Consider the following 26,429-nt stretch of genomic DNA (forward strand, 5'->3'; position numbering starts at 1 on the left):
CCCGCGAAGGCGTACAGAGCGGAGCCCCGGACTCATCGGGACGGATACCGGATTGAGGAGGGTCGTTCGAGGGACCACCGTGAGGACTCCATTTCATGACGCGGAGCAATAAGGCACCGAGTCCCGAGCCTAGGGTAATTGAGTTATACTCGCAATCCCCTTGATGGGGGACAGCGCGCGTCACTGCAGCGCCGAGGTGAGCCGCGCCAGATTGTCGAGCAGTGTCGAGCGGAGCGGCTGCTGGCGCCACTCCCGCAGAGTCAGTTCCCGGGAATGCTCGCGATACTCCTGCTGCACCTGTCGCAGGTCCTCGACGAACTCGGCACCGCGCACCATCAGCGAGACCTCGAGGTTCAACGTGAACGAGCGCATGTCCATGTTGCTGGAGCCGATCACAGCGACGTCGTCGTCGATGGTGAAGTGCTTGGCGTGCAGGATGGTCGGCGTGCGATACATCCAGATCCGCACGCCCGCGGTAAGCAGTGTCTCGTAGTACGAGCGCTGAGCGTGGTAGACGACCGCTTGGTCGCCGATCTCCGAGACGAACAGCTCCACGTGCACGCCACGTCTCGTCGCCGTCGTAATCGCGTAGAGCATCGCCTCGTCCGGGACGAAGTACGGGCTCGTGATGATGATCGACTTCTGCGCCGAATAGAGCAGGGTGAGGAACAGCCGCAGATTGTTCTCGCCCTCAAAGCCCGGCCCGCTGGGGACGACCTGGCAGTCAATCGTGTCGCGCTGCTGCAGCGCCTCCATCGGCTCCGACTCGCGCAGCATCAGCTCATCGGTCTCGCTGTACCAGTCGGTGATGAAGATCGCGTTGATGCCCTGCACCACCGGGCCTTCGAGGCGCACCATCAGGTCGTGCCAGTGCAGACCCCGGCGGATGTTCCCGCGCTTGTTGTAGCTCGAGTCGACGACGTTCTGCGAGCCCATGAAGGCCACCGTGCCGTCGACAATGAGCAGCTTGCGGTGATTACGCAGATCCGGACGCTGATACTGCCCCCGCCAGGGCCGCACGGGCAGCATGTACGACCAGCTCGCCCCGGCCCGCTCGAGTGCGCGGAGGCGGCGGTACGTTCCGCTGTAGTAGCCCGGGACGCGGATCGACGCGATGTGGTCGAGCAAAATCCGCACCCGCACTCCTCGCGCAATCGCGCGGTCAAGAGCATCGAAGAAAGGCGCCGTGGTCGAGTCGGCGGCGAGGATGTAGAACTCGCAGTGCACGTAGCGTCGGGCACGGTCGATCTCACGGGCCATCGCCTCAATCGTCTGCTCGTAGTCGCCCTGCAGGCGCGCGTCGTTGCCGCCGACGAGCGGCATCGCTCCGAGGTTGCGGTTGAGGGTGACGACCGAGTCGAGCCACTGCGGCCACGGATGCTCCCGGGCGACCCTGTCGATCCCGTCGGTCGAGTCGAGGATGAAGCGGTTGATCTCCTGCTGCTTGCGGCGGCGCTTGCGCGGCAGGCGGTAGCTCCCGATGAAGAGGAACAGCAGGATGCCGACGTAGGGAATCAGGAAGATCGCCATCAGCCAGGCGAGGCCCGTCGTGGGTCGACGGTTGCGCGGAACGACGATGACGGCAATCACCCGCACGACAAGTTCGACGACGACCGCGGCGATCGGGAGGATCACCGCCCAGTCCGGTGCAGGCACCGCGCCTCCTCGTTCGTCGTGCAGAGCCGATCACCGAACGCGCTGAAGGGCCGCGGCTCGGCGGTGGTCAGGAGGCGTCGCGAGGCGGCAGGCCGCGGCGCGCGCGCTCGCGGGCCTCGATGCGGTCGTAGGCGCGGCGCTCGTTGCGGTCCGAGCGGATCAGCGCTCGCATGACGAACCAGAAGATGAGTCCGACGGTGATCGTCGGCACGAGGGCCCACAGCCCCTGGTTCCACAGCTCCCAGTCCATGCTGGCGATCCTACCCGTGGCCTCCGAAAGCCCGTCCACGGAGGGGGTAGCCCGTTCGCTCAGCGGCCGGAGCAGCTCCCCTCTACGTGCTCGCGACCGACTTGTTCAGGGCCGCCGCGTCGGAGTTCAGTCCCTCAAGCTCGGACCGGAGGCCGTCGTACACGGCGATATCCGCATCGATGGCGGAGCGGGTGGCATCGATCGCCTGCCCGCGCGCGAGCAAGTCCGCGCGCTCGGCCTCGAACTCCGCGGACGACGAGAAGGCTCCGCTCTTGGCCCGGGCGTTGAAGCTGTCGATCTGGGAGTTGAGCGCGTCGTACTCGGAGTTGTTCGCATCGACCCGAGCGCTGAGGTCGGTGTACATCGTCTCGATGCGGGAGACCAGATCCTTGATCCGGTTCTCCAGGTTGGTGAAGACGGCCTCATAGCGCGCGTTCAACCCGACGACGACGGAACGATCGTCGAAAAACTCCGCGTAGTGCGCCTCCAGGGCCGGCGGGAGATCGGCGACCTCGGTGCCCAGAATCGAGTGCAGCTCGTTGACCCGCTCGCCAAGCCCGCCGGTGCGGTAGAGCTCGAGCCGCTCGGCGACCGCGCCGTCCTGCGGGAGCGCCGCGTACACCGCCTCGAGCTCGGCACCCAGCTCGGCCTGCTCGTCGGAATCGAGACGCGCCCACGCGGCGTGCAGCATCTCGTGCGCTGCCGTGACGTCACGCACACCGTCGAGGTCGGGATTCGAGACGTCCGAGATGAAAATGTCAGTGCCGGTGTAGCACCCGAGGACGATCTCGTCCGAGGCGCCGTAGCCGCAGCGGGCGTTGAAGCCTGCGGTCGGCTCGACGGACGGGTGCGACGCGTAATAGAGGGCACGGCCTCGCTTGGACATGGCGGTGCGCTCCGCGAAGCCTGCGACCGTGGCGTCCGGCGTGAACCCCTCCGCCGCTCGACGGTCGGCCAGCCCGGCGCCGACGTGGCCGGAGGAGGTGACCACCGAGGTGGCGACGACAGCGCCGACGCCGAACTGCGCAATCGTCAGCACGACGGCCACTGCTGCCGCGACGATGCCGGATGCCCTGGGCATGTCTTCCCCCCTCCGGCCCGGGAGGCCGCTGTCGTGGCTGAACTGCCGTCGCTGCGCCGTGATGGCTGCGCGAGTGGAGTCAGCGTGTGCGGTGTCTGCGGAGTCGCCTCCGCCGACTGCGACCCTACTTGACCAGCGGAGAACAGGATCGGCGCGCGGATGCCGAGTCCCACTAAGGCGCGCTACGCGCTCGGCTGTCCGAGCCGACCGCAGCGTTGCTTGCCACTGGGATCGGCCCCGGCGCGGTCGCCTCGTCCAAGGCGCTGTGACCGTTCACGTTGATCCGCGCGGATTCGAGTAGAAGGGGGTGATATCGATAGCCCTACGAGATTGTCTTTATGAGTCCTGATGACGCTCTTCGTTGCGCGGCCGTTCTTCCTTCTGCCTCGCTCGAGTAATCAAGGTGAGCGCGGTGACGAATGAGGGCACGACCAAGCACAGCCACCCCCCGATCGGCGCGCCGAGAAAAAAGAAAAATACCGCCAGCGCACCCTGGAAGAGCAGGAACCAGCGGATCGTTCTCCATGAGGTGAAATCCATACTCTCCATGATGCACGCTCCGTCAACAGAAGGTGGCGGTGCCCACTGCCGTTCCACTAAATGCCCCACCGACGCCACTCCCAACAATCCCTAGCCAGCATTTGATGTCATCACCGAAGTCCTGCGTCGTCCACGTCTGCGTGCTGTCGGGCTTACTTCCCTCTCGGAAACCTGTTACCGTCACGACGCCATCCGCATCAGATCTGTAGTAACAGTCCTGGTGACCGGGTTCATGGCGATCGCGTTCATGGGCACGTCGGTGCCGCTCGTTGCGCTGCGTCAGCGCGGGACGCTTCGTCTGCTCGGGACGACGCCTGTGCGCCGGATGTCGTTCATCCTCGCGCAGAGCCCCGTCCGGTTCGCTCTCGGGATGGCGGAAGCCCTCGTGATCGTCGGAATCGCCTGGATGCAGGGATACGTCGAATCATTCAACGTTGTGAGGCTGTTCGTCACGCTCGTCCTGGGGCTCGCGATGCTCTTCGCGTTCGCCTACCTGCTCGCCAGCCGGTCGTCGAATCCGGACCTGATCACCCAGATCACGGGATTCCTGCCGGTCGTCGTGATCCTGACGTCAGGGAGCGTCATACCGCTCGACGTCTTCCCGGATGTCGTCCGCTCCTTCACCTACGCCCTCCCGAGCACGTGGTTTATGCAGGCGGTCGGCGCCGATATCGCGGGAACGGCACCATTCCTCTCGGTGTATTGGCTCTGGCTGACGATGACGGCGATTGGAGCCGCAACGGCTTTGCTCGCCGCTCGGCTCTTCGAGTGGAACCAGGGGGACCTGTGATTCGCGCGCCAGGGAAAGCCGGGGCGTCGACTTCTCAGCCTTCCGACCCGGCGGACGCCGACGCCTCTCGACCTACTTGACCAGCGGGAACAGGATCGTCTCGCGGATGCCGAGGCCGGTGATCGCCATCAGCAGGCGGTCGATGCCCATCCCCATCCCGCCCGTCGGCGGCATGCCATGCTCGAGCGCGCGGAGGAAGTCCTCGTCGAGGCGCATCGCCTCATCGTCACCCGCCGCGGCCTGGCGCGCCTGCTCGACGAAGCGCTCGCGCTGCACGACAGGGTCAACCAGCTCGGAGTAGCCGGTCGCCAGCTCGAAGCCACGGACGTAGAGGTCCCACTTCTCGACGACGCCCGGGACGCTCCGGTGCGCGCGCACGAGCGGCGAGGTGTCGACTGGGAAGTCCATCACGAAGGTCGGGCGCGTGAGGCCCCCCTTCACGAAGTGCTCCCACAGTTCCTCGATGTACTTGCCGTGAGTGGGGACGTGAACGTCGACGCCCTCGCGCGCGGCGAGGGTCTCGAGCTCGATCAGCGGAGTCTCGGGAGTGATCGCGATGCCGGCCGCGAGCGACAGGCTCTCGTACATCGAGAGCCGGTCCCACTCGCCGCCGAGGTCGAACTCGGTGCCATCGGCCCAGGTGACGACGTGCGAGCCGGCGACGGCCTGCGCCGCATTCTGGATCAGCTCCTGGGTGAGGTCGGCGATCGAGGTGTAGTCGCCGTAGGCCTGGTACGCCTCGAGCATCGCGAACTCGGGCGAGTGGGTGGAGTCGGCGCCCTCGTTGCGGAAGTTGCGGTTGATCTCGAAGACCCGGTCGATGCCTCCGACGACCGCGCGCTTGAGGTAGAGCTCGGGCGCGATGCGCAGGTACAACTCGGTGTCGAACGCATTGGAGTGCGTGGCGAAGGGGCGAGCGGAGGCGCCGCCGTGCATCACCTGGAGCATCGGCGTCTCGACCTCAAGGAATCCGTGCGCCGCGAAGGTGCTGCGGAGGGAGGCGTTGACCCTCGCCCGGGTCACCACGGTCTCGCGGGCCTGGGGCCGCACGATGAGGTCGAGGTAGCGCTGGCGCATCCGGGTCTCGTCGCCGAGGTCGTTGTGCAGGTTCGGCAGCGGAAGGAGCGCCTTCGCGGCGATGGTCCACTCCGAGACCCAGACGCTCAACTCGCCGCGCTTGCTCGAGATGACCTCACCGGCGACGAAGAGGTGGTCGCCGAGGTCGACCAACTCCTTCCACGCGGCCAGCGACTCCTCGCCGACCTCGCCGAGCGACACCATCGCTTGGATCCGCTCGCCATCGCCCGATTGGAGGGTCGCGAAGCAGAGCTTGCCTGTGTTGCGCTGGAAGACGATCCGCCCGGCGAGGCCGACGCGCTCACCGGTCTTCGCATCCGGCTCGATGTCCTCGTGCCGCGCGCGAACGGCCGCGACGGTGTCGGTGACCCCGACCGCGACCGGGTAGGCACCCGCGCCAAGATCGTCGCCGGCGAGTTCAAGCAGACGCTCACGCTTGCCGAGGCGGACGGCCTTCTGCTCGGAGGCCTCCTGGTCGAGCGCCTGCTGCTCGGCGGCGGTGCGCTCGGTCGGCTCGGTCGGGGGCACGGGGGCGTCGGGAGTGTCGGCCATGGCGCAGTGCTTTCGGTAGGAGGCGGACGGCCGAGATCAGGCGAGCAGGATCGGGCCGTTGTCGAGGAGGCGGGTGGTGCCGACACGCGCGGCGACGAGCACGAGGGCCGGACCGCGGTGGTCGGCATCGACCGGGAGGAGCGTCGCGGGATTCACCACGGCGAGGTAGTCCAGCCTAACGAGCGGTTCGTCCCGCGCGACGGCGTGCGCCGCGTCGATCGCCGCGTCGGCACCGCGGTCAGCCGCTGCGGCAGCGGCGGCGAGGAGTCGCGGCAGCGCGAGTCCCGCTCGACGCTGCTCGTCGTCGAGGTAGCGGTTGCGGCTGGAGCGGGCGAGTCCATCCTCCTCCCGCACGATGTCGACGCCCTCGATCGCGACAGGGAGGTTGAGGTCGCCGACCATCCGCCGCACGAGGAATAACTGCTGCGCGTCCTTCTGCCCGAACACCGCGAAATCGGGTTGCACGATGTTCAGCAGCTTCGCAACGACGGTGAGCATTCCGTCGAAGTGCCCCGGCCGCGAGCGACCCTCGTAGAGCTCGCCGACCTGGCCGGCGACAACGCGTGTCGAGGAGGCTCCATCGGGATACATCTCGGCGACGTGTGGCGCGAAGACGACGTCGACCCCTGCCGCGTCGAGCAGTGCGGTGTCACCAGCGAGGTCGCGCGGGTAGCGGTCGAGGTCCTCGGTCGGCCCGAACTGCAACGGGTTCACGAAAACCGAGACCACGACGATGTCTGCGAGTTCGCGCGCCCGGGCGACGAGCGCCAGGTGTCCGGCGTGCAGCGCCCCCATCGTCGGAACGAGTGCGACGCGCTTTCCGGCCCGCCGCGCCTCCTGCAGCCGCTCGCGGAGAACGTCGATGCGCTCGATGGTGCTGATCACCTGTCGATGCTACCGGCGGGCCGGTGCCAGCCTCCGGCTCCGCGAGATACCGCGCTGATCGCCGGGACGACCCGACCGGCGCGGCGTCTCGGCGGGGCCGGGATGTCTCGGCGAGTGCCGCCGCCTCTCAGCGGAGCTTGACGATGCGGAGCGCGACGACAGTAAGCCAGGTAAGCGCCGCCGCGAGGGCAAGTGCGGTCAGGACGATCGGCAGCGCATCGTCGACAGTGAGTGACCCGGAGCCGACAATCGCGGTGGAACCGAGGTTCAACGCCCGCGTGGTGATGGCCTGCGGCAGGACGTAGCCGAGGGGATGGAGCGCCGTGGACGTGACTGCGGCGACCCCAACGACGCAGCCGACAAGGCAGAGGGCGACAGGCACCGCGAAGGATCGCAGCAGCATCGACAGGAGCGATTGCACGGCAATGAGAGGAAGAGCCGCGACGACGGCGACGAGCCCCACGACGGCGAATTCCCACGGAAAGGGCCCCGGCAGATGGAGCACGAAGGTTCCGGAGACCGCAGTACCTGCGACGAGGACACCCTGCATGACGGCGGTGGGCAAGAGGACCACGGCAATCTTCGCCAGCGAGAGCCGTGACGCCCCGACGGTGGAGGTCAGCACAAGGTTCCAGTTCGTGCCGCGGTGCTCGACGCGCCAGACGGTGGCCGTCAGGAGGCTAATCCCCATCGAATAGAAGATCATTCCGTAGAAGAGCACAACCTGAGAGGTGAACGACCCCCACCCCGAATCGAGAACCTCGACGTTGGTTGCGAGGTTGATCGTGCCGGTGACCACCGCGAGGATCGGCAGGATCAGGGCGACGATCCAGGTGCTGGATCGCCTCAGTTTCGTGAGTTCGGCGCGGAACATGGATCATCCTCCGATGCGATCGAGACGGTGCACTCCCACCGAGAAGGCGGCAGCGGCGAGGATCAGGAACCCCGCAATCCATCCGTAGGGCGCCTGGATGTAGACGACGACGTCGCCGGACTGCCCGGCCTGCGAGATGACGGCGTAGTACCCCCACGGGATAACCCGGCTGACGGAAGCGGGAATCAGCAGGGAGAACGCCGCGAGGAACGCGCCAAGCATCCCGACTCCCACGCTGACGAGCTGGTTCTCCACCCGTGCGGCGAGCCAAATGTGCAGCGCGCAGAACGTGACGTCGAGCAGATAGACGAGTCCGGTGTACACGATCCAGGGCACGGCATCGAGGGGCACGGTGATCCCGACGAGGACGCCAATGCCGATCACCAGGAGCGTCTGACAGGCAACGGCAGGCGCCAGCAAGAGGGCCAGAGCGCAGAGTTTGGCCCGACAGAGGCTCGGACGACGACGCCCGGCAGCGGCAGCGAGGTTCCAGCCGGACCCCGAGTGCTCGATGTCGGTCTGCCTGCTGGCGAGCACGGCGGCGAGGATCGGCGAGGTCATCGCCACGATCATGGTGTAGCTGAGCAGCAGTGCCGCCCAGGGCGACGCATCCGAGTCATCGAACGTCGCCCGAGCGCTTCCCGAAAACAGGGAGGCGGAGCTGAGGGCAGCGACAGCAGCGACGAGACCGATCAGGAGAGGGATCGCCCGCAGCCGTCGCATCTTGCGGAACTCCAGTGCCACGGAGTTGATGAGCCGTCGTAATCCTGGCCGCGTCACAGGAGACCACCCCGGCCGGTTAGATCCATGAAGACGTCCTCGAGACTCTGCTGGACGCGACGGACCTCGTGGATCGGAACGTCCGCGTCGACGAGGCGCTTGATAAGCGCAGCGGTCTCATCCTTCCCGTAGCCGCCGACCCGGATCCGCTCTCCTGTCGCCACCGCGTCGGGGACCAACCGGAGGACCTCCTGGGGCGCGGGAGAGTCGAGGACGAGGTCGGGCACGGAATGCGCGAAGAGCTGGTCGCGGCTGCCCTGGAAGATCAGCTTCCCTGTGGCGAGGATGCCGAGGACGGAGGCCATCTTGTCGATCTCGTCGAGAAGGTGGCTGGAAACCATCACCGTGATCCCCTGGTCGGCCAGGTCGAGCAGGAGTGTGCGGATCTCCTCGATGCCGGCAGGATCCAGACCGTTGGTCGGCTCGTCGAGGACGAGAAGGACGGGATTGCGAGCGAGAGCCATGGCGATTCCGAGGCGTTGCTTCATACCGAGGGAGTAGTTGCGCACGAGCTTGCCCTTGTGCTCGGTCAGTCGCACCGTGCTCAGTGCGCGCTCAATCTGCGCGTCGGTGAGACCGAGCATGTCCCGCACGATCAGCATGTTCTCCCACCCCGTCAGGTGCCCGTATCCGGGAGGCGCCTCGATCATCGAGCCGATCGAGGCGAGCAGCTCGCCCCGCGCGGTGCGCGTGAGAGGCTGTCCGAACAGCTCGATCGAGCCGGACGTCGGCTGGGTAAGTCCGAGCAGCATCTTCATCGTCGTGGACTTGCCGGAACCGTTGGGGCCCAGAAAGCCATAGACCACACCCGACGGCACGACGAGGTTCAGCCCGTCCACGGCCGTGTGGCGCTTGAAGCGCTTCGTCAGCCCGTGCGTGGCGATGACTGTGCTCATGATGCACTCCTCCTTGATCCGCCCTGTCCGGGCGTATTGGCGTCCCAGACTGAGGTGGCTTCCATCGTCGCGGCAAGGCAGCCGATGCGAATCATGCTGCGGTGTGACTTGCGACGGCGCTTCTCCTCTGATGGTCGGAGACGGGCGCAGCGGCAGGTGATCCGCGTCAGCCGGAGGTAGCGCTGTCGAGGGTCAACTCGGCCGCGCCGAGCCCTCGTCGGTGTGCCCAAATGACGAGTTGAACGCGGTCGCGCACATGCAGCTTGGCCAGGATGTGTCCGACGTGCGTCTTGACCGTGACTTCGGCGACGCAGAGATCCCGCGCGATCTCAGGATTCGACTTGCCCGACACGACCCGCTCGAAGACCACCCGCTCGCGCTTGGTCAGCGCGGCGAGCGCCGAATCGTCCGGCGGCCCTCCTTCTGCCTCCCCCGCGGCCATTCGATTCACCAGCCGCACCGCGGTGCTCGCCGAGGTCGTGAAGGTCCCGCTGTGCGCGGCCCGAAGCGCATCGACGAGCTGCTCGGCGGTGCTGTCCTTGAGGATGAAGCCGACGGCTCCGGCTTGAAGCATGCGGATGGCGTAGACGTCGCTGTCGTGAGTCGTGAGTCCGAGGATTCGGGTTCTGGGGCTGATCCGCTCGGACGTGATGACCCGCGTCGCTTCGATCCCGTCCAGCACGGGCATCCGGACGTCCATCACCACCAGGTCCGGTCGCAGGTCGCGCACACGTTCGATGGCGGTCGCCCCGTCGACCGCATAGCTCACCGTCTCCATGTCGGGCTGGGCGTTGACGATGCGGATCAAGCCGTCGCGGACCAGAGCGTGATCGTCCACCACGATCACAGAGATCCGGCCCCTCGCCGCCGTCACGCGGAAGCTCCCGCTCCGTGAGCGCTTGTCCGCAGCGGCCAGCACGCCGTGAGCATGAAGACGTCGCTGTGCGAGTAGCAAACGCTGCCGCCGTAGAGCGCACAGCGACGACGTATTCCGGCGATTCCCCGCTGCTCACGAAGAGGTACGGACGGAGTCGAGGCGATCGGATTCGTCGTGACGACTGTGAGCGTCTTCTCCTCCCAGGCCACCCTCACCCGCGCCTGGTCACCGCTGCCGTGCCGCAGAGCATTGGTCAGCGACTCCTGGACCACCCGGTAGACCGACAGCGACATCTCCGGAGTCAGCGGCTGCGGCACGCCGGTGACCTGGAGAGCGACGGTCATCCCCGATCTCGCGAAGCCCTCGACCAGCTCTCCGAGGTCATCGATCCCGGGTGTCGGCAGCGCCGCTGACACGATCTCGGCTGAGAGCAGCCCGCGAATCTCCTGGAGTGCGGAACGGCTCGTTACGGAGATCGTCTCGAACGCGTCCGCGGCCTGTGCATCCGACGCTCTTGCCCGGCCGCTTTCGGCCTGCACCACAATGCTCGTGAGCGTGTGCGCGAGCACATCGTGCATCTCACCGCTGATGCGCTCGCGCTCCTCGTAGGCGGCCAGCCGGCCCCGGATCGCGACATCGCGCTCGGAAAGCTCGCGCCGACGGCGGGCGTCGCGCAGCGCCTCGGCCCTGCGCCGCTCGAGAAGCCCGAGCGCCCAGGCCGTCACGATGCTGATCAAGACCAGCCCGACGACCAGACCGGCCGCCCCGAATCCCGACGAGGACCCGAAGAGAGCCCAGCCACCCAGAGAGACGGCGTAGCCAATCCCCAGAAGCAGACCGATGCTGCGTGCCTGCTCCGAGGCGTGCGCAGCGACGGAGAAGACCGCAACGAGCAGGACCACGCCACCCGGCAGGAGCAGCCCGCCATCGACGATGAGGTGGGCCACCGACACCGCTGCGGCCACCACGGCGAAGGCCACCGGACGGGTCCGTCGCACAATCAGCAGCACGGCCATGAGCACCGACCACCGCCACTCAGGATGACCCAGCACACCCGTCACGGCGCACACCTGGACCGCGACAGCAGCGACGATGACGTCGCGTGTCCACCATTCACTTTTCGTGTCCCGCACCACCCGACGATAGGCCGGGCACCAGGGGACGGACGCGAAGTGGCGCCCGATGACAGGGGTCGCTCGCGTTCCGTCTCCACCGATCGGGGGAGGCGGACACACCGACCGGATCACTCCGTCACCAAAGCTCCCACCATCGGATAGTTCCGTCCCACCACCGCGACGTCTTACAGTCGCGGCACACCCGGAATCGGGATGCCGCGACTACCGGAAATTCTCACCATGGCATCTCTGCAAAGACCGGACGTCGCCGCCGTCTCTGCTTCCTCAAATCCCAATGATTATCTCGACATCATCTGGTTCTCGAACTCCGGTCATCCCGTGCACCCCGCTGCGCTCCGTCGTCGCTTGGTGCGCAACATTGCTCCCTTCGCGACGCGGAGTGGGAGATCGAAATAGATGACAAAGGAAAGAAGGAAATGATACCCGAGATTCTCGAGAAGGAGGCTACCGTCGTGAGCCCGTACCAGAGCAGCAGCGGCCGGGTGTGCACACTCACGACCAAGTGCGGCACGGCCATACGCGCCTGTCGCTGACGACATCCGCATGGCAGACGACTCGGGATTCGCTCCCAGGCTACCCACGATCCTCACCTCAGCGATCAACCCGAAGGCTGGCACAGACCATGTTCCGTCACGAAGATGCTCTCGCCTCCGCGGAGGCGGGCATCCCGCAATTCTCCTCGTATCGGGCAGGCTCGCCCACTCCAACCGCGCCCGCGGCGTGGGCTTCGCGATCATCAGCCGCACCATGAGCGGCCTCCTCGCACTCGCCTCCGTAGAGGATCAGATGAAGGCGAAGGGCTTCGCGGAACGCTCTAGCATGGTGAGTTGCGGCGACTTACCCGGCGCACAAATGCCTCTGCTCACGTCGGCGGTGCCTCTGTCGATCGCGGAGCAGGCGATGCTTGCCGCCTGGCAAGACCCACCCGGGGACCCAGTACCCGGGTACAAGTTCCAGCGTCCCAGCCGCGGCCGCTTTCTCATCACGGTCGCCAACCGCCCCGGCACCTTCGAGCACATCGAGCGGACCGCGGAGCCGCTGCTCACCGATCCCGGTACGATCGAGATTCTGCCGTGAGGGCGGTCGTCGCGGTCGGCGCGAGCTGTCTCACGCTCGGCTTCACCGGCGCCGCAGTCGTCGCCGCGATTCACGACCGCCGCCAGCACTCGGAGTACAGCGAATGGTCTCTGTTCGCCTTCTGCTGGGCGGGCGTAGCCGGCGTCGCAGGGATTGTCGCGCTGGGCCAATGGGTGCTGCTGCTCCAATGACCTGCCCGTCAACGATCGCGTTCGAGGCCCGGAGTGTCAGCCGGACGCCCGGCGCAGGGCGTCGTCGATGGAGGAGCGGACCAGGCTCGATCGGCCGCTCCGGTGCCCGCAGCGGTCTTCCGAGCGGAATCACCACCGTCCGCGGTCTCCTGCTCGGGACCGCCGGTGCCCTCTACGCTCTCTGTCGCGAGATCGACCCCGCCCTGCCGAACGTCCTCCTCCTCGAGTGAGCAGTGCGGGCGCACCGCGGCGTGAGGCACCAGGCAGACCGCCGAGACGGCCCGCCCGCCGTGGCGTCTCGAGCGATACGGCGGTGTCTCGGGCTGACAGGAACGTGAAGGCGCCAGGCGATCCGGGCTGGGAGCCATACTGGTACCGTGCCATGCGATGAGCCCTACTCGCATCGGGAAGCCGCCCGCGCACGGCACCGCACTGCGCACGCTTGTCGCGGCGCAGGTGCTGGCGTCCACAGCGGCGGGACTGGTGCTGGCGACGGCGAGCGTCACGGCGGTGGCGCTGGCGGGAACCGAACAGGTGGCCGGAGCGACCCAGACGGCGATGGTTGTCGGAGCGAGCGTGCTGACACTACCGATCGCACGTCTCTCCGAACGCTTCGGTCGCCGCGCGGCTCTCTCCCTCGCGTACAGCATCGCGGCAACCGGCGCGCTGGTCGGCGCCGCGGCGATCGGGCTGGGGCTGTGGTGGCTGCTCGTGCTCGGCACCGTCCTGATCGGCGGCGGAGCCGTCGCCGGGCTGGCCGCGCGGTTCGCCGCAGCCGACTCCGCTCCTGCCCCCGACACAACGGCCGCCATGATCGCAATGGTCCTGTGGGCATCGACGGTTGGCTCGCTCGTCGGTCCGAACCTCGCCGCGCTCACCGCCGGCGCGACGTCCTTCCTCCTCCCTGCTGTGCTTTACGGAGCCGCCGCAGCGTGCATTCGCATCGGCCTGCCGACGACCACAGCGGCGCTGGTCCGACCTGTCATCGTGCGCGCGAACGCGATCACTGTGCTCCGTGAGCACCCTCGGGCCCTCGCGGGAGTCGCGATCTCGGTGGCCTCGCACGCCGTCATGATCGCGCTCATGGCGCTGGCTCCGGTGCACCTGCACCACGCGGGTCAGCACGGCGGCGGCGAGCACGGGGCGGATGAGACCACGGTGGTCGTCGGCATCGTGCTCAGCGGGCATCTCGCCGCGATGTACGGATTGAGTCCCCTCTTCGGGCTGCTCGTGCGGCGCTGGGGCGCCCTGCGCTGCGGTGCGGCCGGCCTCGCTCTTACGGCCTCTGCCGCGGGAATCCTCGCCATCGGCGCCTCGAACGGGCCCCTGCTGTTCGGGATCGGCCTCGTCCTGCTGGGCGCGGCGTGGTCGCTTGGGACGGTCGCCGGCTCGACGCTGGTCACGCTCGACCTCGCCCCCGCGGACCGCGCGGCCGCCCAGAGCATGACCGACCTCCTGCTCAACGTGGGCGGCGGAGCAGCGAGCATCACCGCCGGACTCGTGGCCGCCGCTGCCGGGTACGCCGTGCTGGCGACGAGCGCCACCGCTGTCATCCTGTGCTGCCTCACCGTCCTCGTTGCGGCCCGCGGCGCCGCGCGAGGCCACGAGACGCCGCGCTGACCGCCGAGGCGTCCCGCCCGCCGCGCCGTCTCGGCGACACGACGATGTCTCCGGCGCGTCGGGCGCACCAGCGGCCGCGGCGTCAGCCGGAGGCGCGGCGCAGGGCGTCGTCGACGGAGGAGCGGACCAGGCTCGAGAGGAAGAAGCCCGGCTTCTCGACACCGATGCTCGCCAGCAATCCGGCCGCCTGGTCGACGATGGCCGTCGAAAAGGTGGTCGCCGTCGACACGGCCTCGGCGTAGGCCGCACGGTCCCCCTCCGCTACGGTCACCGGCTCGCCGCCCATCTCCACGACGAGCGCCTGCGCGATCGGTAGTACCGGGCCGGGCGCCGACACCGCACAGTAGGTCTCGGCGAGCCGGGCGAGGTCCAGGCTCGTACCACTGAACGCCATCGCGGGATGGACGGCGAGCGGAATGACTCCGGACGCGAGCGCAGGCGCCAGCACGCCGTAGCCGTGCTCGGGTGCCGTGTGCAGCACGAGCTGTCCCGGCTGCCACGCCCCGATCGCCGCGAGGCCCGAGACGAGCGCCGCAATCTCACTCCCGGGGACGGCGATGATCACCAACTCGCTGCGCTCCACCAGGTCCGGGATCGGAAGGACCGGCACTCCCGGAAGGAGCGCGTCGGCGCGCTCCCGCCCGCTCTCGCTGGTGGTCGCGACCCCGATCACGGCGTGGCCGGCACCAGCCAGCGCCGCACCAAGCACCGGGCCCACCCGGCCGGCACCGATGATGCCGACGCCAAGGCGTCCATCGCGGCGGATCTCAGGCATACGGGTCCCCCTTCGGAGCGGGCCAGGACGTCGCCGCGGGTGCGGTCATTGCGGCGGTCGCGGTCGTCACCGTCGGCAGGCTCGACTCCGCCCGCCGGCCCCACAGGTGGCTCGCATCCCGCGCCGCCGCCCGGACGCCCGCACTCGCGAGCCGCTCGAAGAGGACCATCCCGTCGGCAGCGCTCATCACCGGCACGGTCGGAGTGACGGGGCCGGCGACCGTGTGCACGTGTGCCGAGGCCAGCCCGAGCAGGCGCTGAAGCGGCCCCTGCTGCACGCCGATGCTCTGTATGCGCGCCAACGGCACCACCGCGACCCGCCGCCACACCGCACCGCTGCGCAGGATCGCGACCTCATCCGTCAGCCGGTAACCCGTCCTGTGGAACGAGAACGGCCGAAGCCACACCGCCGAGCGGGGCGCCCGCGTGAATCCTGCGGCGTCGCGGTGCCGCAGCGCGTCGCCAACCGGAGTCGACTCTTGTGTGCCTGGCAGCAACAGGCCGAGCACGCGCTCGACCGTCGTGAGATCGCCGACGGGCAGGATCGTGGTGTTCGGCTCGCCGTTCGCCCCGCGAGACGCCGCGTGGCCGGCGCGGTCGATCCGGACACGCCACCAGCCGAAGGGCCGCCAGAGCAGCGGCTGCGTAATCTCGACCGCGTGGATCCGCCCGGGCGGCAGTGTGTCGCTGCTGGTCGAGAGCACGCCGTAGCCGACGCGCACGCCGTCGGGCGTCGCGGCGATGGAGTAGCGGAGCGAGCGCACGAACTGCCGGATGTAATAGCTGCCCGAGCCGATCAGGCCGGGAAGGATCGCGACGAGCACGATCGGCGAGCCGTAGACGGCCACGAAGACGACGGCCACCACCGCGGCGGCGAGGAACAGCGTGAATCCGCTGAACACCAGCGACCCGAGCAGGCGGCCCGGCGGGATCGACACGACCGACTCGGGTGGCGCGTCGTCCACCGGTTCGCCGAACTCCTCGAGCCGGCGCGCGAGGAATCCGCCGGCCCGGCCCTCGCCCGCGACCGCCGACTCCCGCTCACCCACCCCCGACGCCAGGCGCAGGATGTCGCGGCGCACAGCATCGACCAGCCGCGAGCCGAGATACGAGAGCTGCACCGTCGCGTCCTGGCCAGCAACGCTCACCTCGAGCTTCGCCGCGCCGAAGAGCCGCGCGAACAACGGTCGCTGCACGGCGATGCCCTGGATGCGATCCAATCGCGCCCTCCGGTTGGTGCGGAAGAGCACGCCCGAGCGCACCTCGACGACCTCGTCCGTGATGCGGAACGTATGCATCCGCCACGACAGCCAGAACGCGAAGACGGCCACGGCGAGTCCGACCGCGACCGCCAACAGCGCCCAGCCGACCAAGCCGCGACGCAGCAGCTCGTCGACCGGGTCGCCGCTCTCGAAGCCCTCGGGGCCGGGCAGGAACAGCTCGACCAGGCGCTCGCGGAGGTTGGTGACGATGATCCCGAGGACGACCAGCAGGCCGATCCCGCCCTTGAGGACGGGCGTTGCGGGATGGAGGCGGTGCCAGTCGCCGTCGGCGAGGTCCGTCTCGACAGCGCGGAACTCCGTCACAAGCCCGCCCGGCGCGACTCAGCGAGCTCGACGAGGCGGTCGCGGAGCTCCTCCGCATCACTCTCGGCGAGGCCCGGAATGCTGACGCCGGTCGCCGCGGCGGCGGTGACAAAGCGGAGGTCGGCGAGGCCGAGCGCCCGGGCGAGCGGCCCGCGAGTGACGTCGATGAGCTGCATCCGCCCGTAGGGCACCGACACGAAACGCTGGAACATGATGCCGCGACGAAAGAGCAGATCGTCTTGCCGCAGGAGGTACCCGTAGGCGCGCGCCCGGCGAGGCGCCACGATCAGGAGGGTCACCGCGAGGACCGCGGCGGCGAGCACCAGGATCCACGCCCACGAGACGCCGATCAGCAGCAGCACGACGGGCACAGCAAGCAGCATCACACTGGACACCACGGCCGACACGACCTCGACCGCGACGTACTTCGGCGAGACACGCCGCCACTCCCCCGCGACCTCGAGGCGGTCTCTCCCGCGCGTGACCGCGTCGCGGCGCGTCGGCAGCACCGCGTCCTCGGGCTCGGCGGGCATGGCGTCGTCCTCCCTGCCCACGTGCGAGCGGGCGTCGGCGTCAGGCGTGGTTCACCTCGCCGACGGCGCTGTCGTCGTCGTTACTCGGCGGGATGGTGCACAGGTACTCGGCGATCACACCGGCCACCAGCAGCACAACCGCGCCCACGATGGACGCGATGTCCTGCCACACGGAGCCTAGCGAAGGGATCGCCCGGCTCAGGAGGTAGACGAGGATGCCGCCCGACGCTCCGAGCAGCAGCGCGCCGACGTGGCTGGACGCCTTCGCGAGCACCACGACGCGCATCGCACGGAACGGGTCGATCGGATGGTGCAGCGTGCCTGTCGTAGCCCGGTGGATCGGAATCGCGAAGCCGAGCACGAGGGCCGCCACGACGACGAGGGTGAGCGGGACGGTCAGCGGGGGGATGAGCACAGGACGTCCCGCGGCGGCGATGGCGAGGTCGAAGAGGAAGCCGGCCACGGCTCCGGCCAGGGCGAGGCCGAGCAGAGTGCTGATGCGGGTGCGCCTCACGGGGTCCTGCTCTCGGGGTCGGCGGACGGATGCGTCGGCGCCGGCCAGGTCAGCGCCGCGACGTGGTCGGCCACGCGGTCCACTGCCCGCGCGCGCAACTCGGCCACCGGCCCGGCTCCCGGCAACACCGCATCCGGCTCGACGTCGAGCCAGGGTTCCAGCACGAAGGCGCGCTCGGCCGCGCGCGGGTGCGGCAGGGTGAGATGCGCGTCGTCGCGGCGCACACCTCCGATGGCAATCACGTCGATGTCGAGCGTGCGGTCGCCCCAGCGCTCCTCGCCCGCGCCGCGGATCCGCCCGCAGGCCACCTCGATCGCCGCCGTTGCCGCGAGCAGGTCCTCGGGCTCCAGCGTCGTCGACCCAGTGATCACGGCGTTGAGGTATCCGGGGGCAGACTCATCGACGCCCTCGGGTTTCCACGCCGGCGACTCGACCACCTTCGACACTGCCTCGATCCGCAACCCCGGTGTCGTCGCGAGCAAGCGCAGCGCCTCCTCGAGATGCGCGAGGCGATCGCCGAGATTGCTGCCCAGCGCCAGAACCACGTGCCGCACCGGACGGATCCGCTCCTGTCGGGGCCTCACGAGCGGGTCCTCGTGATCTGCACGGCGACGTCCTCAAACGGCAGCGGGATCGGCGCATCCGGTTTGTGCACGGTAATGCGGACGACGTCGGCCGCCGGGAAGCCCAGTGCCACGCTGGCGAGGCGTTCAGCCAGTGTCTCGATCAGGTCGACTGGATCGCGGGTGACGGCGTCGGCCAGCGCAATCGCGAGTTCGCCGTAGTGCACCGTCTCGGCCAGGGCGTCCCCCTCAGTTGCGGCGGACATGTCGAGCCAGACCGTCACGTCGATCACGAAGTCCTGCCCGTTCTCGCGCTCGAAGTCGAAAACACCGTGGTGCGCGCGCACGCGCAAGCCAGTCAGCGTGATGGAGTCGCGCAGGGCGAGGGTGGCGGGATCGAGCGCGGTCACGGGGTCTCCTCCTGGAGTCGGGCGGCGAGCGCGAGTGCCCTGGCGCTCGAGCGGACGTCATGCACCCGCACACCCCATGCTCCCCGCTCGGCCGCGACGAGGCTCAGCATCGCCGAGATGTCGTCGCGCTCGGCGGCCGGGACGCCGGCGGGGGCGAAGGGGGCGAGAAAGCGTTTGCGCGAGTGCCCGACGAGAACCGGGAACCCGAGCGAGCGGATCGCGCCGAGCCGGGCCAGCAGCGCCCAGTCGTGCCCACCGTTCTTGGCGAAGCCGAGGCCCGGATCGAGCAGGAGGCGATCGTCGCGGATCCCGGCCGCCCGGGCCGCGTCGACGCGGCGCTCGAGCTCGTCGCGCACCTCTGCCACGACGTCGTCGTACTCGGCGAGCGCGTTCATGCCCGCGCTGTGGCCGCGCCAGTGCATCGCGATATAGACCGCTTCGCGCTCGGCGACCAGCGGCAGCATGGCCGGGTCCGCACGCCCGCCCGAGACGTCGTTGACGACGACGGCACCCGCGTCGAGGGCGGCGCCGGCGGTCTCCGCGCTCATCGTGTCGATGCTGACCCGGACGCCCTCCGCCGCGAGCGCGCGCACGACGGGCAGCACTCGCGCCTGCTCGGCGGCGGGGTCGACACGGACGGCACCGGGGCGGGTGCTCTCGCCTCCGATGTCGATCAGATCGGCGCCGAAGGAGGCAGGCCCCTCGCCGGACGCGCGAGTCATCGCGAGGCCGTGGCGGACGGCGTCATCGACCGAGACCCATCGGCCGCCGTCGCTGAACGAGTCCGGAGTGACGTTGAGGATCCCGACGAGCGCGCTGCGGTCTGCCGGGGCGAGGTCCACGACGGAGGGGGCCATCTCACTGCCCCCGTGCGGCGCCGATCAGCGCGATGATCTCGGCGCGGGCGGCCGTCTCTGCGAGGCTGCCGCGAGCGGCGACCGTCACGGTCGAGCTGGTGGATTGCCGGGGTCCGCGCATCCGGACGCAGCCATGCTCCGCGTCCACGACGACCAGCACCCCCTCGGGGGCGAGCCCCTCATCAAGCGCATCGGCGATCTGCTCGGTGAGCCGCTCCTGGATCTGCGGTCGCGAGGCGACCGTGTCGACCACGCGCGGCAGCCGTCCGAGCCCGACGACCCGCTCGTGCGGTCGGTAGGCGATGTGCACCACGCCGATGAACGGCAGCAGATGGTGCTCGCAGACGGAGCGAAAAACGAGATCGCGCACGATCACAGTGTGCTCCACCGGCGGCTTCTGGCCGTCCTCGACGACCGCGAACGTCTCGGTCAGCTGGGCAGCGGCGTTCGCGGAGAAGTCGCTAAAGAACTCCTCGTACGCCTCGGCAACTCGGCGGGGCGTCGCTACCAGGCCCTCGCGGCCGGGATCTTCCCCAATGGCCACGAGGATTTCGGCGACGGCCGCCTCGATGCGCGCCTTGTCGACGGGCACGCGCTCGCTACGCCGTCGCGGGGCGCGGGTTGATCAGCGGCGGGCGCTTCGGGGCGACTGCGTCGGCTCCTGCGGAGGAGACGCCTCCGTCGGTCGCGCCGGAGTCGATCGGCGCCTTGGCGACCGGCACCGCGATGGGCGGCAGGTCGGACAGCGGGCGCTTGTCGCTGGAGAGCCACTGCGGGCGCTCATCGATGCGGCGCACGTCCTTGAAGATCTCGGCCAACTGGTCGTGGTCGAGCGTCTCCTTCTCGAGAAGCTCCATTGCGAGACGGTCGAGGATGTCGCGGTTGGCGTTGATGACCTGCCACGCCTCGTCGTGCGCCTGCTCGATCAACTGGCGGGTCTCGGCGTCGACCGTCTCGGCGATCTGCTCGGAGTAGTCCCGCTGGTGGCCCATATCGCGGCCGAGGAACATCTCGCCCGAGGACTGGCCGAGCTTCACCGCTCCAACGTTGGAGGACATGCCGTACTCGGTGACCATCTTGCGGGCGATGGAAGTCGCCTTCTCGATGTCGTTCGACGCTCCCGTGGTCGGGTCGTGGAAGACGATCTCCTCGGCAACACGCCCGCCCATCGCGTAGGCGAGCTGGTCGAGCAGCTCGTTGCGGGTGGTCGAGTACTTGTCCTCGAGCGGGAGCACCATCGTGTAGCCGAGGGCGCGACCGCGCGGGAGGATCGTGACCTTGGTCACCGGGTCGGTGTGGCGCATCGCCGCGGCAGCCAGGGCGTGGCCGCCCTCGTGGTAGGCGGTGATCAGCTTCTCCTTGTCACGCATGACCCGCGTGCGGCGCTGCGGCCCGGCGATGACACGGTCGATGGCCTCGTCAAGCGCACGATTGTCGATCAACTGCGCATTGGAGCGGGCCGTCAACAGTGCGGCCTCGTTGAGGACGTTGGCCAGGTCGGCGCCGGTGAAGCCCGGAGTCTTGCGCGCAACGACCTCGAGGTCGACCCCGCTCGCGAGCGGCTTGCCGCGGCCGTGGACCTCGAGGATCCGCTTGCGGCCGAGCAGGTCGGGAGCGTCGACGCCGATCTGGCGGTCGAAGCGGCCGGGGCGCAGCAGCGCCGGGTCGAGAATGTCCGGGCGGTTCGTCGCCGCGATCAGGATGACGTTCGTCTTGACGTCGAAGCCGTCCATCTCGACCAGGAGCTGGTTGAGGGTCTGCTCGCGCTCGTCGTGCCCGCCGCCCATGCCTGCGCCGCGGTGGCGACCCACGGCGTCGATCTCGTCGACGAAGATAATGGCGGGCGAGTTCTCCTTCGCCTGCTGGAAGAGGTCGCGGACGCGGCTCGCGCCGACTCCGACGAACATCTCCACGAAGTCGGAGCCGGAGATGGAGTAGAAGGGGACGCCCGCCTCCCCCGCAACGGCGCGGGCCAGCAGGGTCTTGCCGGTGCCGGGAGGGCCGTAGAGCAGGACGCCCTTGGGGATGCGGGCGCCAACCGCCTGGAACTTGGCCGGCTCCTTGAGGAATTCCTTGATCTCGTGCAACTCCTCGATCGCCTCGTCGGCGCCGGCGACGTCGCCGAACGTGACCTTCGGCGACTCCTTCGAGACCAGCTTCGCCTTTGACTTGCCGAACTGCATGACGCGGTTGCCGCCGCCCTGCATGCCCGAGAGCATCAGCCAGAAGAACGCGCCGATCAGGAGGATGGGGAGCAGGAATCCGAGCGCCGAGAGGAACCAGTTGGTCTGCGGGACCTCGTCGTTGTAGCCGGTGCTGCCGAGTTCCGCCGCAGACACCGCGTTGACGACCTCGGATCCGCGCGGGGCGACGTAGTAGAACTGCACCTGCGTCCCGTTGTCCCCGTCGGCCTGCTTAAGCGTGAGGTCGACGCGCTGCTCGCCGTCGACGATCTTGGCGGAGTCGACCTTGCCGTCCTTCAGGAGGTCGAGGCCCTCCTGCGTCGTAACCGGGCGAAAGCCGGACATCGTGATCAGCGAGGAGCCGATCCACACCGCGACGATCGCCAGGACGACGTAGAGGATGGGACCTCGGAAGATGCGCTTGACGTTCATGCTTGTTGCGGGTGCGACACCCGGCGCCTTTCTGACGAGGAAATGTGAATGACAGGCTACCTCCCGCTCTCTGGACGGCGCCCACGCGTTCGCCGTGGGCCGAACGCGCGCGTCCTGACACCTGCGCCGACTTCGCCAGTGTCCAAAAGTTGTCGCATTCGACGCTGAGAGCGACAACTTTTGGACACTCACGGCGACGCGCGTTACGCCGACTCGAGCAGCGGCTCCGGGTCGCGGAGCGCGGGGGTCAGCCCCCGACGTCGGCGCGCCGCTGCCAGCACGGTGACCACGAACGCCCCGGCCAGCCACAGCAGCAGCACCAGCACCGCGTGCGCCACCCCGATGCTCCCGCCCGCGATCAGTGAGCGGAACGCCTCCACCGTCCACGTCAGTGGCAGCACCCCGTGGATCACCTGGAAAAAGGCCGGCGCGGTCTCAACCGGGTACGTCCCTCCGGCAGAGGACAACTGCAGCACGATCAACAGCAGGGCCAGAAACCGTCCCGGCGCATCCAGCAGTGCGATCAGCGCCTGATTGATAGCCACGAAGGTCAGGCTCGTCAGGACCGCGATTCCGATCAGCCCCGGCAGGTTCGAGGCCTCGACCCCCACCCCGAAGCGGATGACCAGCGCGGCCAGCACGCCCTGAGCAAGGGCCATCAGCGCGCCCGGCAGGTAGCTGCGCACCGCAATCACCCAGGCGGGTCGGCGCTCGGCGAGGAGGCGGGCGCTGAGGGGCGCGCTCATCAAGTAGAACGCGAGCGCTCCGACCCAGAGCGCCAGGGCCAAGAAGTAGGGAGCGAGGCCGTAGCCGTAGGAGGGCACGCGGTTCAGCCGTTGCGCATCGAGGCCGACCGGAGCCGCGGCGACCGCGCTGAGCGCTCGCGCCTGCTCGTCGGTGTAGCTGGGCACGTCGGCTGCGCCGTCGGTCAGCTTCGTGTCGAGTGTCCGCGATCCGGAGGCGAGGGAGTCGACGCCGCTCTCGAGGTCGCGGGAGCCGTCGGCGGCGACGGTGGTTCCCGAGGCGGCGGAGCTGGCACCGTCGGCGAGTGCGGCGGCGCCGGTTGCGACGTCGGCCGTCCCGGAGGAGAGAGTCGCGGCACCGGAGGCCGCATCGGCGATGCCGGTGCTGAGCGGGCCGATCGCGCCCGCGAGGGTGTCCACTCCGCCCGCAAGCTGCGTTGCGCCGCCGTCGAGCGACGCCGCGCCGCCGGCCAGCGTCTGCGCGCCGGCCGAAAGCTTCTGCGCTCCGGCGTCGGCGGAGGCGGCGCCGGTCGCGACCGCGGACGCGCCGGTCGCGAGGTCGGCAGCCCCGCCGGAGACCGAGGAGGCGTCGGCGGTGAGGGCCGTCAGACCGGACCTGCCGTCGCCGACGAGGGCCGTCGTCCCGCCGCCGAGAGCCCGCGCCCCCGCATCGGCCGTGGACGCTCCACCGGCGACGGCGGCGGCGCCCTGCTTGAGCGCTGTCAGTGCAGCGACGCGCTGGGCGTCCGTAAGGGAGTCGTAGCGGGCAAGGAGCGAGGCGAGACCGGAATCGACTCCCGCCGCACCGGTCGCGAGGGCCGGGGTGCCCGCGGCGAGGGTTCCCGCGCCGGCCGCGAGCTGCTGCGCCGCACCGAGTGCCGCCCGTGCGCCGTCCGCCACAGAACCGGCGCCGGTCGAGAGGGACTGTGCCCCTGAGGCCGCCGAGACGGCTCCGTCCTTCAACCCCGATGTCCCCGACGCGAGGTCCGCGGCTCCCGAGGCGAGGCCGCCCGCGCCGCTGTCGAGCTGCTGCGCACCAGATGCGACCGTGCGTGCGCCGGAGTCGAGGGCTCCCACCTGCTGGGGCAGCTGGCCCGTCCCATCGGCGATTCGCTGGAGCCCCGAGGACAGGGTCGCGGCTCCGTCGGAAGCCGACGAGGCGCCGGAGCGGAGCGCGGCGGCACCGGTCGCGAGCTGCGCCGTGCCGTCTTGGAGCTGCGCGAGGCCGACGACGAGCTTCGAGGACCCCGCCGAAGCGCGGTCGGCGCCATCCGCGAGTTGCCCCGCCCCGTCGGCCGCCTGCTCCAGGCTCGAGTGCACATCGGTGAAACCGAGGTAGACGTTCTGCAGGTACGTCTCTCCCACTTTCTTCTCGAGCGTCTGCGTGACGGTACTGCCGATCGTCGACGCGATGTTGCCGACGATCAGGTTGGCGCCGTCGTTCGTCTCGACCGAGAGCATCGCCTGCACGGCGGCGGACGGATCGTCGCCGCCCACTGAAGCAACGTCCGCGGAGAACCCCGCGGGAACGGTCAGCACGGCATACACGTCGCCCGAGGCCAGCTCGCGCGCTGCCTCGTCGGCACCGACGGCGGTCCAGGCGAAGTTCGATTCCGAGGTGCTGCTGGTCAGCTCCTCGGCCAGGTCGTGGCCGAGGGCGAGGGCCGAGCCGTCGGAGGCGGTCGCGCCGGCATCCTCGTTCACGATCGCGGCGGGCACGGTGTCGAGGTGGTGGGTCGGATCGAGGTTCGCCGAGGTCAGCAAACCCGCATAAATCAGCGGGATGAGCGCGATCGCGGCAAAGACGACGGCGAGGCGCGGGTTCACGGCGCGCAGGGTACGGCCGAGCGGTGTGGTGGTCATGGTCCTTCTACTTCGTGGAGTGCAGGGCGGCGAGCCGCTGCGACGCGACTCCAGTGACGAGGAGTTCGGCGATATCGGCAGAGGCTTCGGCGGCCGGGCGGCGGGCCTCGCCGTCGAGGAGCCAGCCGACGACGAGCCAGGTCGTTCCGGCAGCGAGGAAGACGGCGAAGCGCTCGACACGGGCGTGGTCGCCTTCGCCCGGAGTGCGTTCCGCGAGGGGCGAGAAGGTGAGGAGCCGCTGCGCGAGGAACGCGACGACCGACTCCTGCACCGCGCGGGCCGTGCCTCCGCTGAGCACCCGGCGGAAGAAGTCGGCGTGCCCGAGCAGGCCCTCGAGCAACCCGCGGACCACGCGCGGGACCGCGCCCTCCCAGTCAGCCTGCGGTGCAACGGGCGCGACAGCCGCAAACAGCGCGTGCATCCGCTCGACGGCAGCGGCCTCGATCAGCGAGGGGACGTCGCCGAAGTGCTGGTAGAACGTGGGCCGGCTCACGCCCGCCTCCGCGCAGAGTTCGGTGATCGACGGCTGCTCGTCGCCTGGTCGGTCCAGCGCCGTCGTGATCGCAGACAGCAGCAGTTCGCGCGAGCGGATGAGCCGCGGGTCGGTCACGAGGGTCCTCTTCTCCGGCGCCCGGAAGCGCCTTCTTTACGTCCGTCAAGTAACTTACAGCCGTAAAGAAGAGCGCGCAAGCGCTCAGGAGGCGGGAGGCCGGGGAATCAACGTCGCGATCTCGGAGGTGGCGACGATCACAGAGTCGTGCGGAGTGAGCCCAGGGCTGCGCGGAATCGGCACAGGCAGGCGCACCAGCAACGCACCCGGGTCCACTCCGAAGCGCCCCGACCTGGTGCGGCCGAGCAGATCGCCGTCCAGCTCCGCGAGAACAGGCTGGTCCAGGTCGAACGCGAACTCGCGGCCCGGCCACTGCCGCAGCGACGCGAGCCCGTTGCGGTTGCCGGTCGCCACATCGAGTGCCAAGCCGAAGCGACGGCGCAACAGCACCAGTTCCAGATCGCCGTCATCGAGCACCGCGCCGGCCGCGAGTTCGATGTTGGCGACGACAGAGCTGCAGTTGCAGGCCAACAGCATGAAGCAGCGCTGTGGAGGCTCCGCCGCCCCGTCAATCGTCAGCGTCGCCTCGAAGCCGGCCTTGAACATCGCCGGCGCCCCGGCCGCGAAGTAGGCGCCCCAGCCCACCCGCTTCTTCAACTCCTCGTCCGTGTTCTGCATGATCTCCGCGTCGAGGCCCACGCCGCCCATCACCATGAACACCCGCTCCTCGCCGTCGTCGAACGTCGCGATGCCCACATCGATCGCCCGATTTTGCCCGAGCAGGGCGATCTCGACGGCCTCGGGGAGCGATCCGAGCGGGATCCCAAGGTTGCGGGCGAGGAGGTTCCCCGTCCCGCTCGGCAGCAGTCCGTACGGAATCCCGGTGCCGCGGAGGGCCGTCGCCACTGCGCGCACCGTGCCATCGCCACCCATCGAGCAGATCAGGTCGGGCTCGGCCTCCACGGCGGCTCGGGCCGCGGCCGCACCGGAGTCGTCGGGACTGGTCGTGAACCAGAGCGGCTCGTTCCAGCCGTGCCGGCGGGCGATCGTCGCGACCAGGTCCTCCGCCGCAACGACGTTGTCGAACTTGCTCGGATTGATCACGACGGCCAGGGTTCGCTTTTCGAGTGCCTTCACCC

General features: G+C 69.1%; 28 protein-coding genes. 5 read left to right on the top strand and 23 right to left on the bottom strand.

Features of this window, described 5'->3' with window-relative positions; translation table 11 throughout:
• Positions 1-180: 180 nt before the first annotated feature.
• From cls to HRF29_RS08045, 4 genes are all read right to left on the bottom strand, one after another.
• Entirely contained in the window at positions 181-1,656 is a 1,476-nt protein-coding gene (gene cls, locus HRF29_RS08030) for a cardiolipin synthase (RefSeq protein ID WP_173247254.1), read from the bottom strand.
• Between the two features lie 67 nt (positions 1,657-1,723).
• A complete protein-coding gene (locus tag HRF29_RS08035) occupies positions 1,724-1,906 on the bottom strand; it encodes a hypothetical protein (protein WP_173247257.1) in 183 nt (60 codons plus the stop codon).
• An 82-nt stretch (positions 1,907-1,988) separates the two neighbouring features.
• Positions 1,989-2,987, bottom strand: a complete 999-nt coding sequence (locus HRF29_RS08040; RefSeq protein WP_173247260.1) for a hypothetical protein — start codon at positions 2,985-2,987, stop codon at positions 1,989-1,991.
• 336 nt (positions 2,988-3,323) lie between these two features.
• Positions 3,324-3,527 (bottom strand): hypothetical protein, encoded by a 204-nt coding sequence (locus tag HRF29_RS08045; RefSeq protein WP_173247263.1) that lies wholly within the window; start codon positions 3,525-3,527, stop codon positions 3,324-3,326.
• A gap of 217 nt (positions 3,528-3,744) precedes the next feature.
• On the opposite strand from HRF29_RS08045, the gene HRF29_RS08050 reads away from it, so the two are divergent.
• Positions 3,745-4,317, top strand: a complete 573-nt coding sequence (locus HRF29_RS08050) for an ABC transporter permease (RefSeq protein ID WP_281357303.1) — start codon at positions 3,745-3,747, stop codon at positions 4,315-4,317.
• Positions 4,318-4,389: 72 nt separating this feature from the next.
• Here the strand turns inward: HRF29_RS08050 and lysS are convergent, their stop codons facing one another.
• From lysS to HRF29_RS15155, 7 genes are all read right to left on the bottom strand, one after another.
• Positions 4,390-5,946, bottom strand: a complete 1,557-nt coding sequence (gene lysS / locus HRF29_RS08055; protein ID WP_173247269.1) for a lysine--tRNA ligase — start codon at positions 5,944-5,946, stop codon at positions 4,390-4,392.
• A gap of 36 nt (positions 5,947-5,982) precedes the next feature.
• The gene (gene panC, locus HRF29_RS08060; RefSeq protein WP_173247272.1) at positions 5,983-6,831 is read right to left on the bottom strand and encodes a pantoate--beta-alanine ligase; all 849 of its coding nucleotides are present in this window, start codon (positions 6,829-6,831) and stop codon (positions 5,983-5,985) included.
• A 127-nt stretch (positions 6,832-6,958) separates the two neighbouring features.
• Positions 6,959-7,705 (bottom strand): ABC transporter permease, encoded by a 747-nt coding sequence (locus HRF29_RS08065; protein WP_173247275.1) that lies wholly within the window; start codon positions 7,703-7,705, stop codon positions 6,959-6,961.
• A gap of 3 nt (positions 7,706-7,708) precedes the next feature.
• Complete coding sequence (locus HRF29_RS08070; protein ID WP_343043692.1) at positions 7,709-8,449, bottom strand: ABC transporter permease; 741 nt, start codon at positions 8,447-8,449, stop codon at positions 7,709-7,711.
• Positions 8,450-8,481: 32 nt separating this feature from the next.
• Positions 8,482-9,381 carry an ABC transporter ATP-binding protein gene (locus HRF29_RS08075; RefSeq protein WP_173247278.1) on the bottom strand — a complete coding sequence of 300 codons (900 nt, stop codon included), beginning with the start codon at positions 9,379-9,381 and terminating at the stop codon, positions 8,482-8,484.
• A gap of 166 nt (positions 9,382-9,547) precedes the next feature.
• Positions 9,548-10,300 carry a response regulator gene (locus HRF29_RS08080; protein WP_343043693.1) on the bottom strand — a complete coding sequence of 251 codons (753 nt, stop codon included), beginning with the start codon at positions 10,298-10,300 and terminating at the stop codon, positions 9,548-9,550.
• On the bottom strand, positions 10,252-11,391 hold the full coding sequence (locus HRF29_RS15155; RefSeq protein WP_173247282.1) for a DUF7134 domain-containing protein: 1,140 nt from the start codon (positions 11,389-11,391) through the stop codon (positions 10,252-10,254). Before HRF29_RS15155 ends, HRF29_RS08080 begins: the two co-directional genes overlap by 49 nt.
• Positions 11,392-12,246: 855 nt before the next feature.
• Here HRF29_RS15155 and HRF29_RS08090 point away from each other — a divergent pair.
• The 4 genes from HRF29_RS08090 to HRF29_RS08105 all read left to right on the top strand — a co-directional run bounded on the left by HRF29_RS08090 (position 12,247) and on the right by HRF29_RS08105 (position 14,282).
• Positions 12,247-12,471 carry a hypothetical protein gene (locus HRF29_RS08090; RefSeq protein WP_173247285.1) on the top strand — a complete coding sequence of 75 codons (225 nt, stop codon included), beginning with the start codon at positions 12,247-12,249 and terminating at the stop codon, positions 12,469-12,471.
• Positions 12,468-12,662 carry a hypothetical protein gene (locus HRF29_RS08095; protein WP_173247289.1) on the top strand — a complete coding sequence of 65 codons (195 nt, stop codon included), beginning with the start codon at positions 12,468-12,470 and terminating at the stop codon, positions 12,660-12,662. The genes HRF29_RS08090 and HRF29_RS08095 overlap by 4 nt, the downstream gene beginning before the upstream one ends.
• Positions 12,659-12,892, top strand: a complete 234-nt coding sequence (locus HRF29_RS08100; protein WP_173247292.1) for a hypothetical protein — start codon at positions 12,659-12,661, stop codon at positions 12,890-12,892. Before HRF29_RS08095 ends, HRF29_RS08100 begins: the two co-directional genes overlap by 4 nt.
• 157 nt (positions 12,893-13,049) lie before the next feature.
• Positions 13,050-14,282: an MFS transporter gene (locus HRF29_RS08105; protein ID WP_173247294.1), complete on the top strand. Its 1,233-nt coding sequence runs from the start codon at positions 13,050-13,052 to the stop codon at positions 14,280-14,282.
• An 82-nt stretch (positions 14,283-14,364) separates the two neighbouring features.
• Here HRF29_RS08105 and HRF29_RS08110 read toward each other — a convergent pair whose 3' ends face one another.
• From HRF29_RS08110 to HRF29_RS08165, 12 genes are all read right to left on the bottom strand, one after another.
• Positions 14,365-15,057: a Rossmann-like and DUF2520 domain-containing protein gene (locus HRF29_RS08110; RefSeq protein WP_173247297.1), complete on the bottom strand. Its 693-nt coding sequence runs from the start codon at positions 15,055-15,057 to the stop codon at positions 14,365-14,367.
• A complete protein-coding gene (locus HRF29_RS08115) occupies positions 15,050-16,642 on the bottom strand; it encodes a PH domain-containing protein (protein ID WP_173247300.1) in 1,593 nt (530 codons plus the stop codon). Before HRF29_RS08115 ends, HRF29_RS08110 begins: the two co-directional genes overlap by 8 nt.
• Positions 16,639-17,175 (bottom strand): PH domain-containing protein, encoded by a 537-nt coding sequence (locus HRF29_RS08120; RefSeq protein ID WP_173247303.1) that lies wholly within the window; start codon positions 17,173-17,175, stop codon positions 16,639-16,641. The genes HRF29_RS08115 and HRF29_RS08120 overlap by 4 nt, the downstream gene beginning before the upstream one ends.
• Positions 17,176-17,215: 40 nt before the next feature.
• Positions 17,216-17,689, bottom strand: coding sequence for a DUF3180 family protein (locus HRF29_RS08125; RefSeq protein WP_173247306.1), 474 nt, complete (start codon positions 17,687-17,689; stop codon positions 17,216-17,218).
• A complete protein-coding gene (gene folK / locus HRF29_RS08130; RefSeq protein ID WP_173247309.1) occupies positions 17,686-18,273 on the bottom strand; it encodes a 2-amino-4-hydroxy-6-hydroxymethyldihydropteridine diphosphokinase in 588 nt (195 codons plus the stop codon). Before folK ends, HRF29_RS08125 begins: the two co-directional genes overlap by 4 nt.
• A complete protein-coding gene (folB, locus tag HRF29_RS08135) occupies positions 18,270-18,662 on the bottom strand; it encodes a dihydroneopterin aldolase (protein WP_173247311.1) in 393 nt (130 codons plus the stop codon). The genes folK and folB overlap by 4 nt, the downstream gene beginning before the upstream one ends.
• Complete coding sequence (gene folP / locus HRF29_RS08140) at positions 18,659-19,519, bottom strand: dihydropteroate synthase (RefSeq protein WP_173247314.1); 861 nt, start codon at positions 19,517-19,519, stop codon at positions 18,659-18,661. The genes folB and folP overlap by 4 nt, the downstream gene beginning before the upstream one ends.
• Before the next feature lies 1 nt (position 19,520).
• Positions 19,521-20,111 carry a GTP cyclohydrolase I FolE gene (folE, locus tag HRF29_RS08145; protein ID WP_173247316.1) on the bottom strand — a complete coding sequence of 197 codons (591 nt, stop codon included), beginning with the start codon at positions 20,109-20,111 and terminating at the stop codon, positions 19,521-19,523.
• Positions 20,112-20,118: 7 nt separating this feature from the next.
• Positions 20,119-22,134 (bottom strand): ATP-dependent zinc metalloprotease FtsH, encoded by a 2,016-nt coding sequence (ftsH, locus tag HRF29_RS08150; RefSeq protein ID WP_173247318.1) that lies wholly within the window; start codon positions 22,132-22,134, stop codon positions 20,119-20,121.
• Positions 22,135-22,337: 203 nt separating this feature from the next.
• Positions 22,338-24,740: a YhgE/Pip domain-containing protein gene (locus HRF29_RS08155; RefSeq protein ID WP_173247321.1), complete on the bottom strand. Its 2,403-nt coding sequence runs from the start codon at positions 24,738-24,740 to the stop codon at positions 22,338-22,340.
• A gap of 7 nt (positions 24,741-24,747) precedes the next feature.
• The gene (locus HRF29_RS08160) at positions 24,748-25,350 is read right to left on the bottom strand and encodes a TetR/AcrR family transcriptional regulator (protein ID WP_173247324.1); all 603 of its coding nucleotides are present in this window, start codon (positions 25,348-25,350) and stop codon (positions 24,748-24,750) included.
• Positions 25,351-25,434: 84 nt separating this feature from the next.
• Complete coding sequence (locus HRF29_RS08165) at positions 25,435-26,427, bottom strand: diacylglycerol kinase family protein (RefSeq protein ID WP_173247327.1); 993 nt, start codon at positions 26,425-26,427, stop codon at positions 25,435-25,437.
• Positions 26,428-26,429 lie beyond the last annotated feature (2 nt).

This window comes from Rathayibacter agropyri, assembly GCF_013249015.1.
GTDB lineage: Bacteria > Actinomycetota > Actinomycetes > Actinomycetales > Microbacteriaceae > Rathayibacter > Rathayibacter agropyri.

What these genes read in the sequence shown, in the direction of transcription:
- HRF29_RS08120 (WP_173247303.1), bottom strand. Translation starts at nt 17,175, where the DNA reads ATGCCCGCCGAGCCCGAGGACGCGGTGCTGCCGACGCGCCGCGACGCG.
- folP (WP_173247314.1), bottom strand. Translation starts at nt 19,519, where the DNA reads ATGGCCCCCTCCGTCGTGGACCTCGCCCCGGCAGACCGCAGCGCGCTC.
- HRF29_RS08075 (WP_173247278.1), bottom strand. Translation starts at nt 9,381, where the DNA reads ATGAGCACAGTCATCGCCACGCACGGGCTGACGAAGCGCTTCAAGCGC.
- HRF29_RS08155 (WP_173247321.1), bottom strand. Translation starts at nt 24,740, where the DNA reads ATGACCACCACACCGCTCGGCCGTACCCTGCGCGCCGTGAACCCGCGC.
- HRF29_RS08090 (WP_173247285.1), top strand. Translation starts at nt 12,247, where the DNA reads ATGCCTCTGCTCACGTCGGCGGTGCCTCTGTCGATCGCGGAGCAGGCG.
- HRF29_RS08045 (WP_173247263.1), bottom strand. Translation starts at nt 3,527, where the DNA reads ATGGATTTCACCTCATGGAGAACGATCCGCTGGTTCCTGCTCTTCCAG.
- HRF29_RS08100 (WP_173247292.1), top strand. Translation starts at nt 12,659, where the DNA reads ATGACCTGCCCGTCAACGATCGCGTTCGAGGCCCGGAGTGTCAGCCGG.
- HRF29_RS08110 (WP_173247297.1), bottom strand. Translation starts at nt 15,057, where the DNA reads ATGCCTGAGATCCGCCGCGATGGACGCCTTGGCGTCGGCATCATCGGT.
- HRF29_RS08065 (WP_173247275.1), bottom strand. Translation starts at nt 7,705, where the DNA reads ATGTTCCGCGCCGAACTCACGAAACTGAGGCGATCCAGCACCTGGATC.
- HRF29_RS08035 (WP_173247257.1), bottom strand. Translation starts at nt 1,906, where the DNA reads ATGGACTGGGAGCTGTGGAACCAGGGGCTGTGGGCCCTCGTGCCGACG.
- lysS (WP_173247269.1), bottom strand. Translation starts at nt 5,946, where the DNA reads ATGGCCGACACTCCCGACGCCCCCGTGCCCCCGACCGAGCCGACCGAG.
- HRF29_RS08040 (WP_173247260.1), bottom strand. Translation starts at nt 2,987, where the DNA reads ATGCCCAGGGCATCCGGCATCGTCGCGGCAGCAGTGGCCGTCGTGCTG.
- ftsH (WP_173247318.1), bottom strand. Translation starts at nt 22,134, where the DNA reads ATGAACGTCAAGCGCATCTTCCGAGGTCCCATCCTCTACGTCGTCCTG.
- HRF29_RS08105 (WP_173247294.1), top strand. Translation starts at nt 13,050, where the DNA reads ATGAGCCCTACTCGCATCGGGAAGCCGCCCGCGCACGGCACCGCACTG.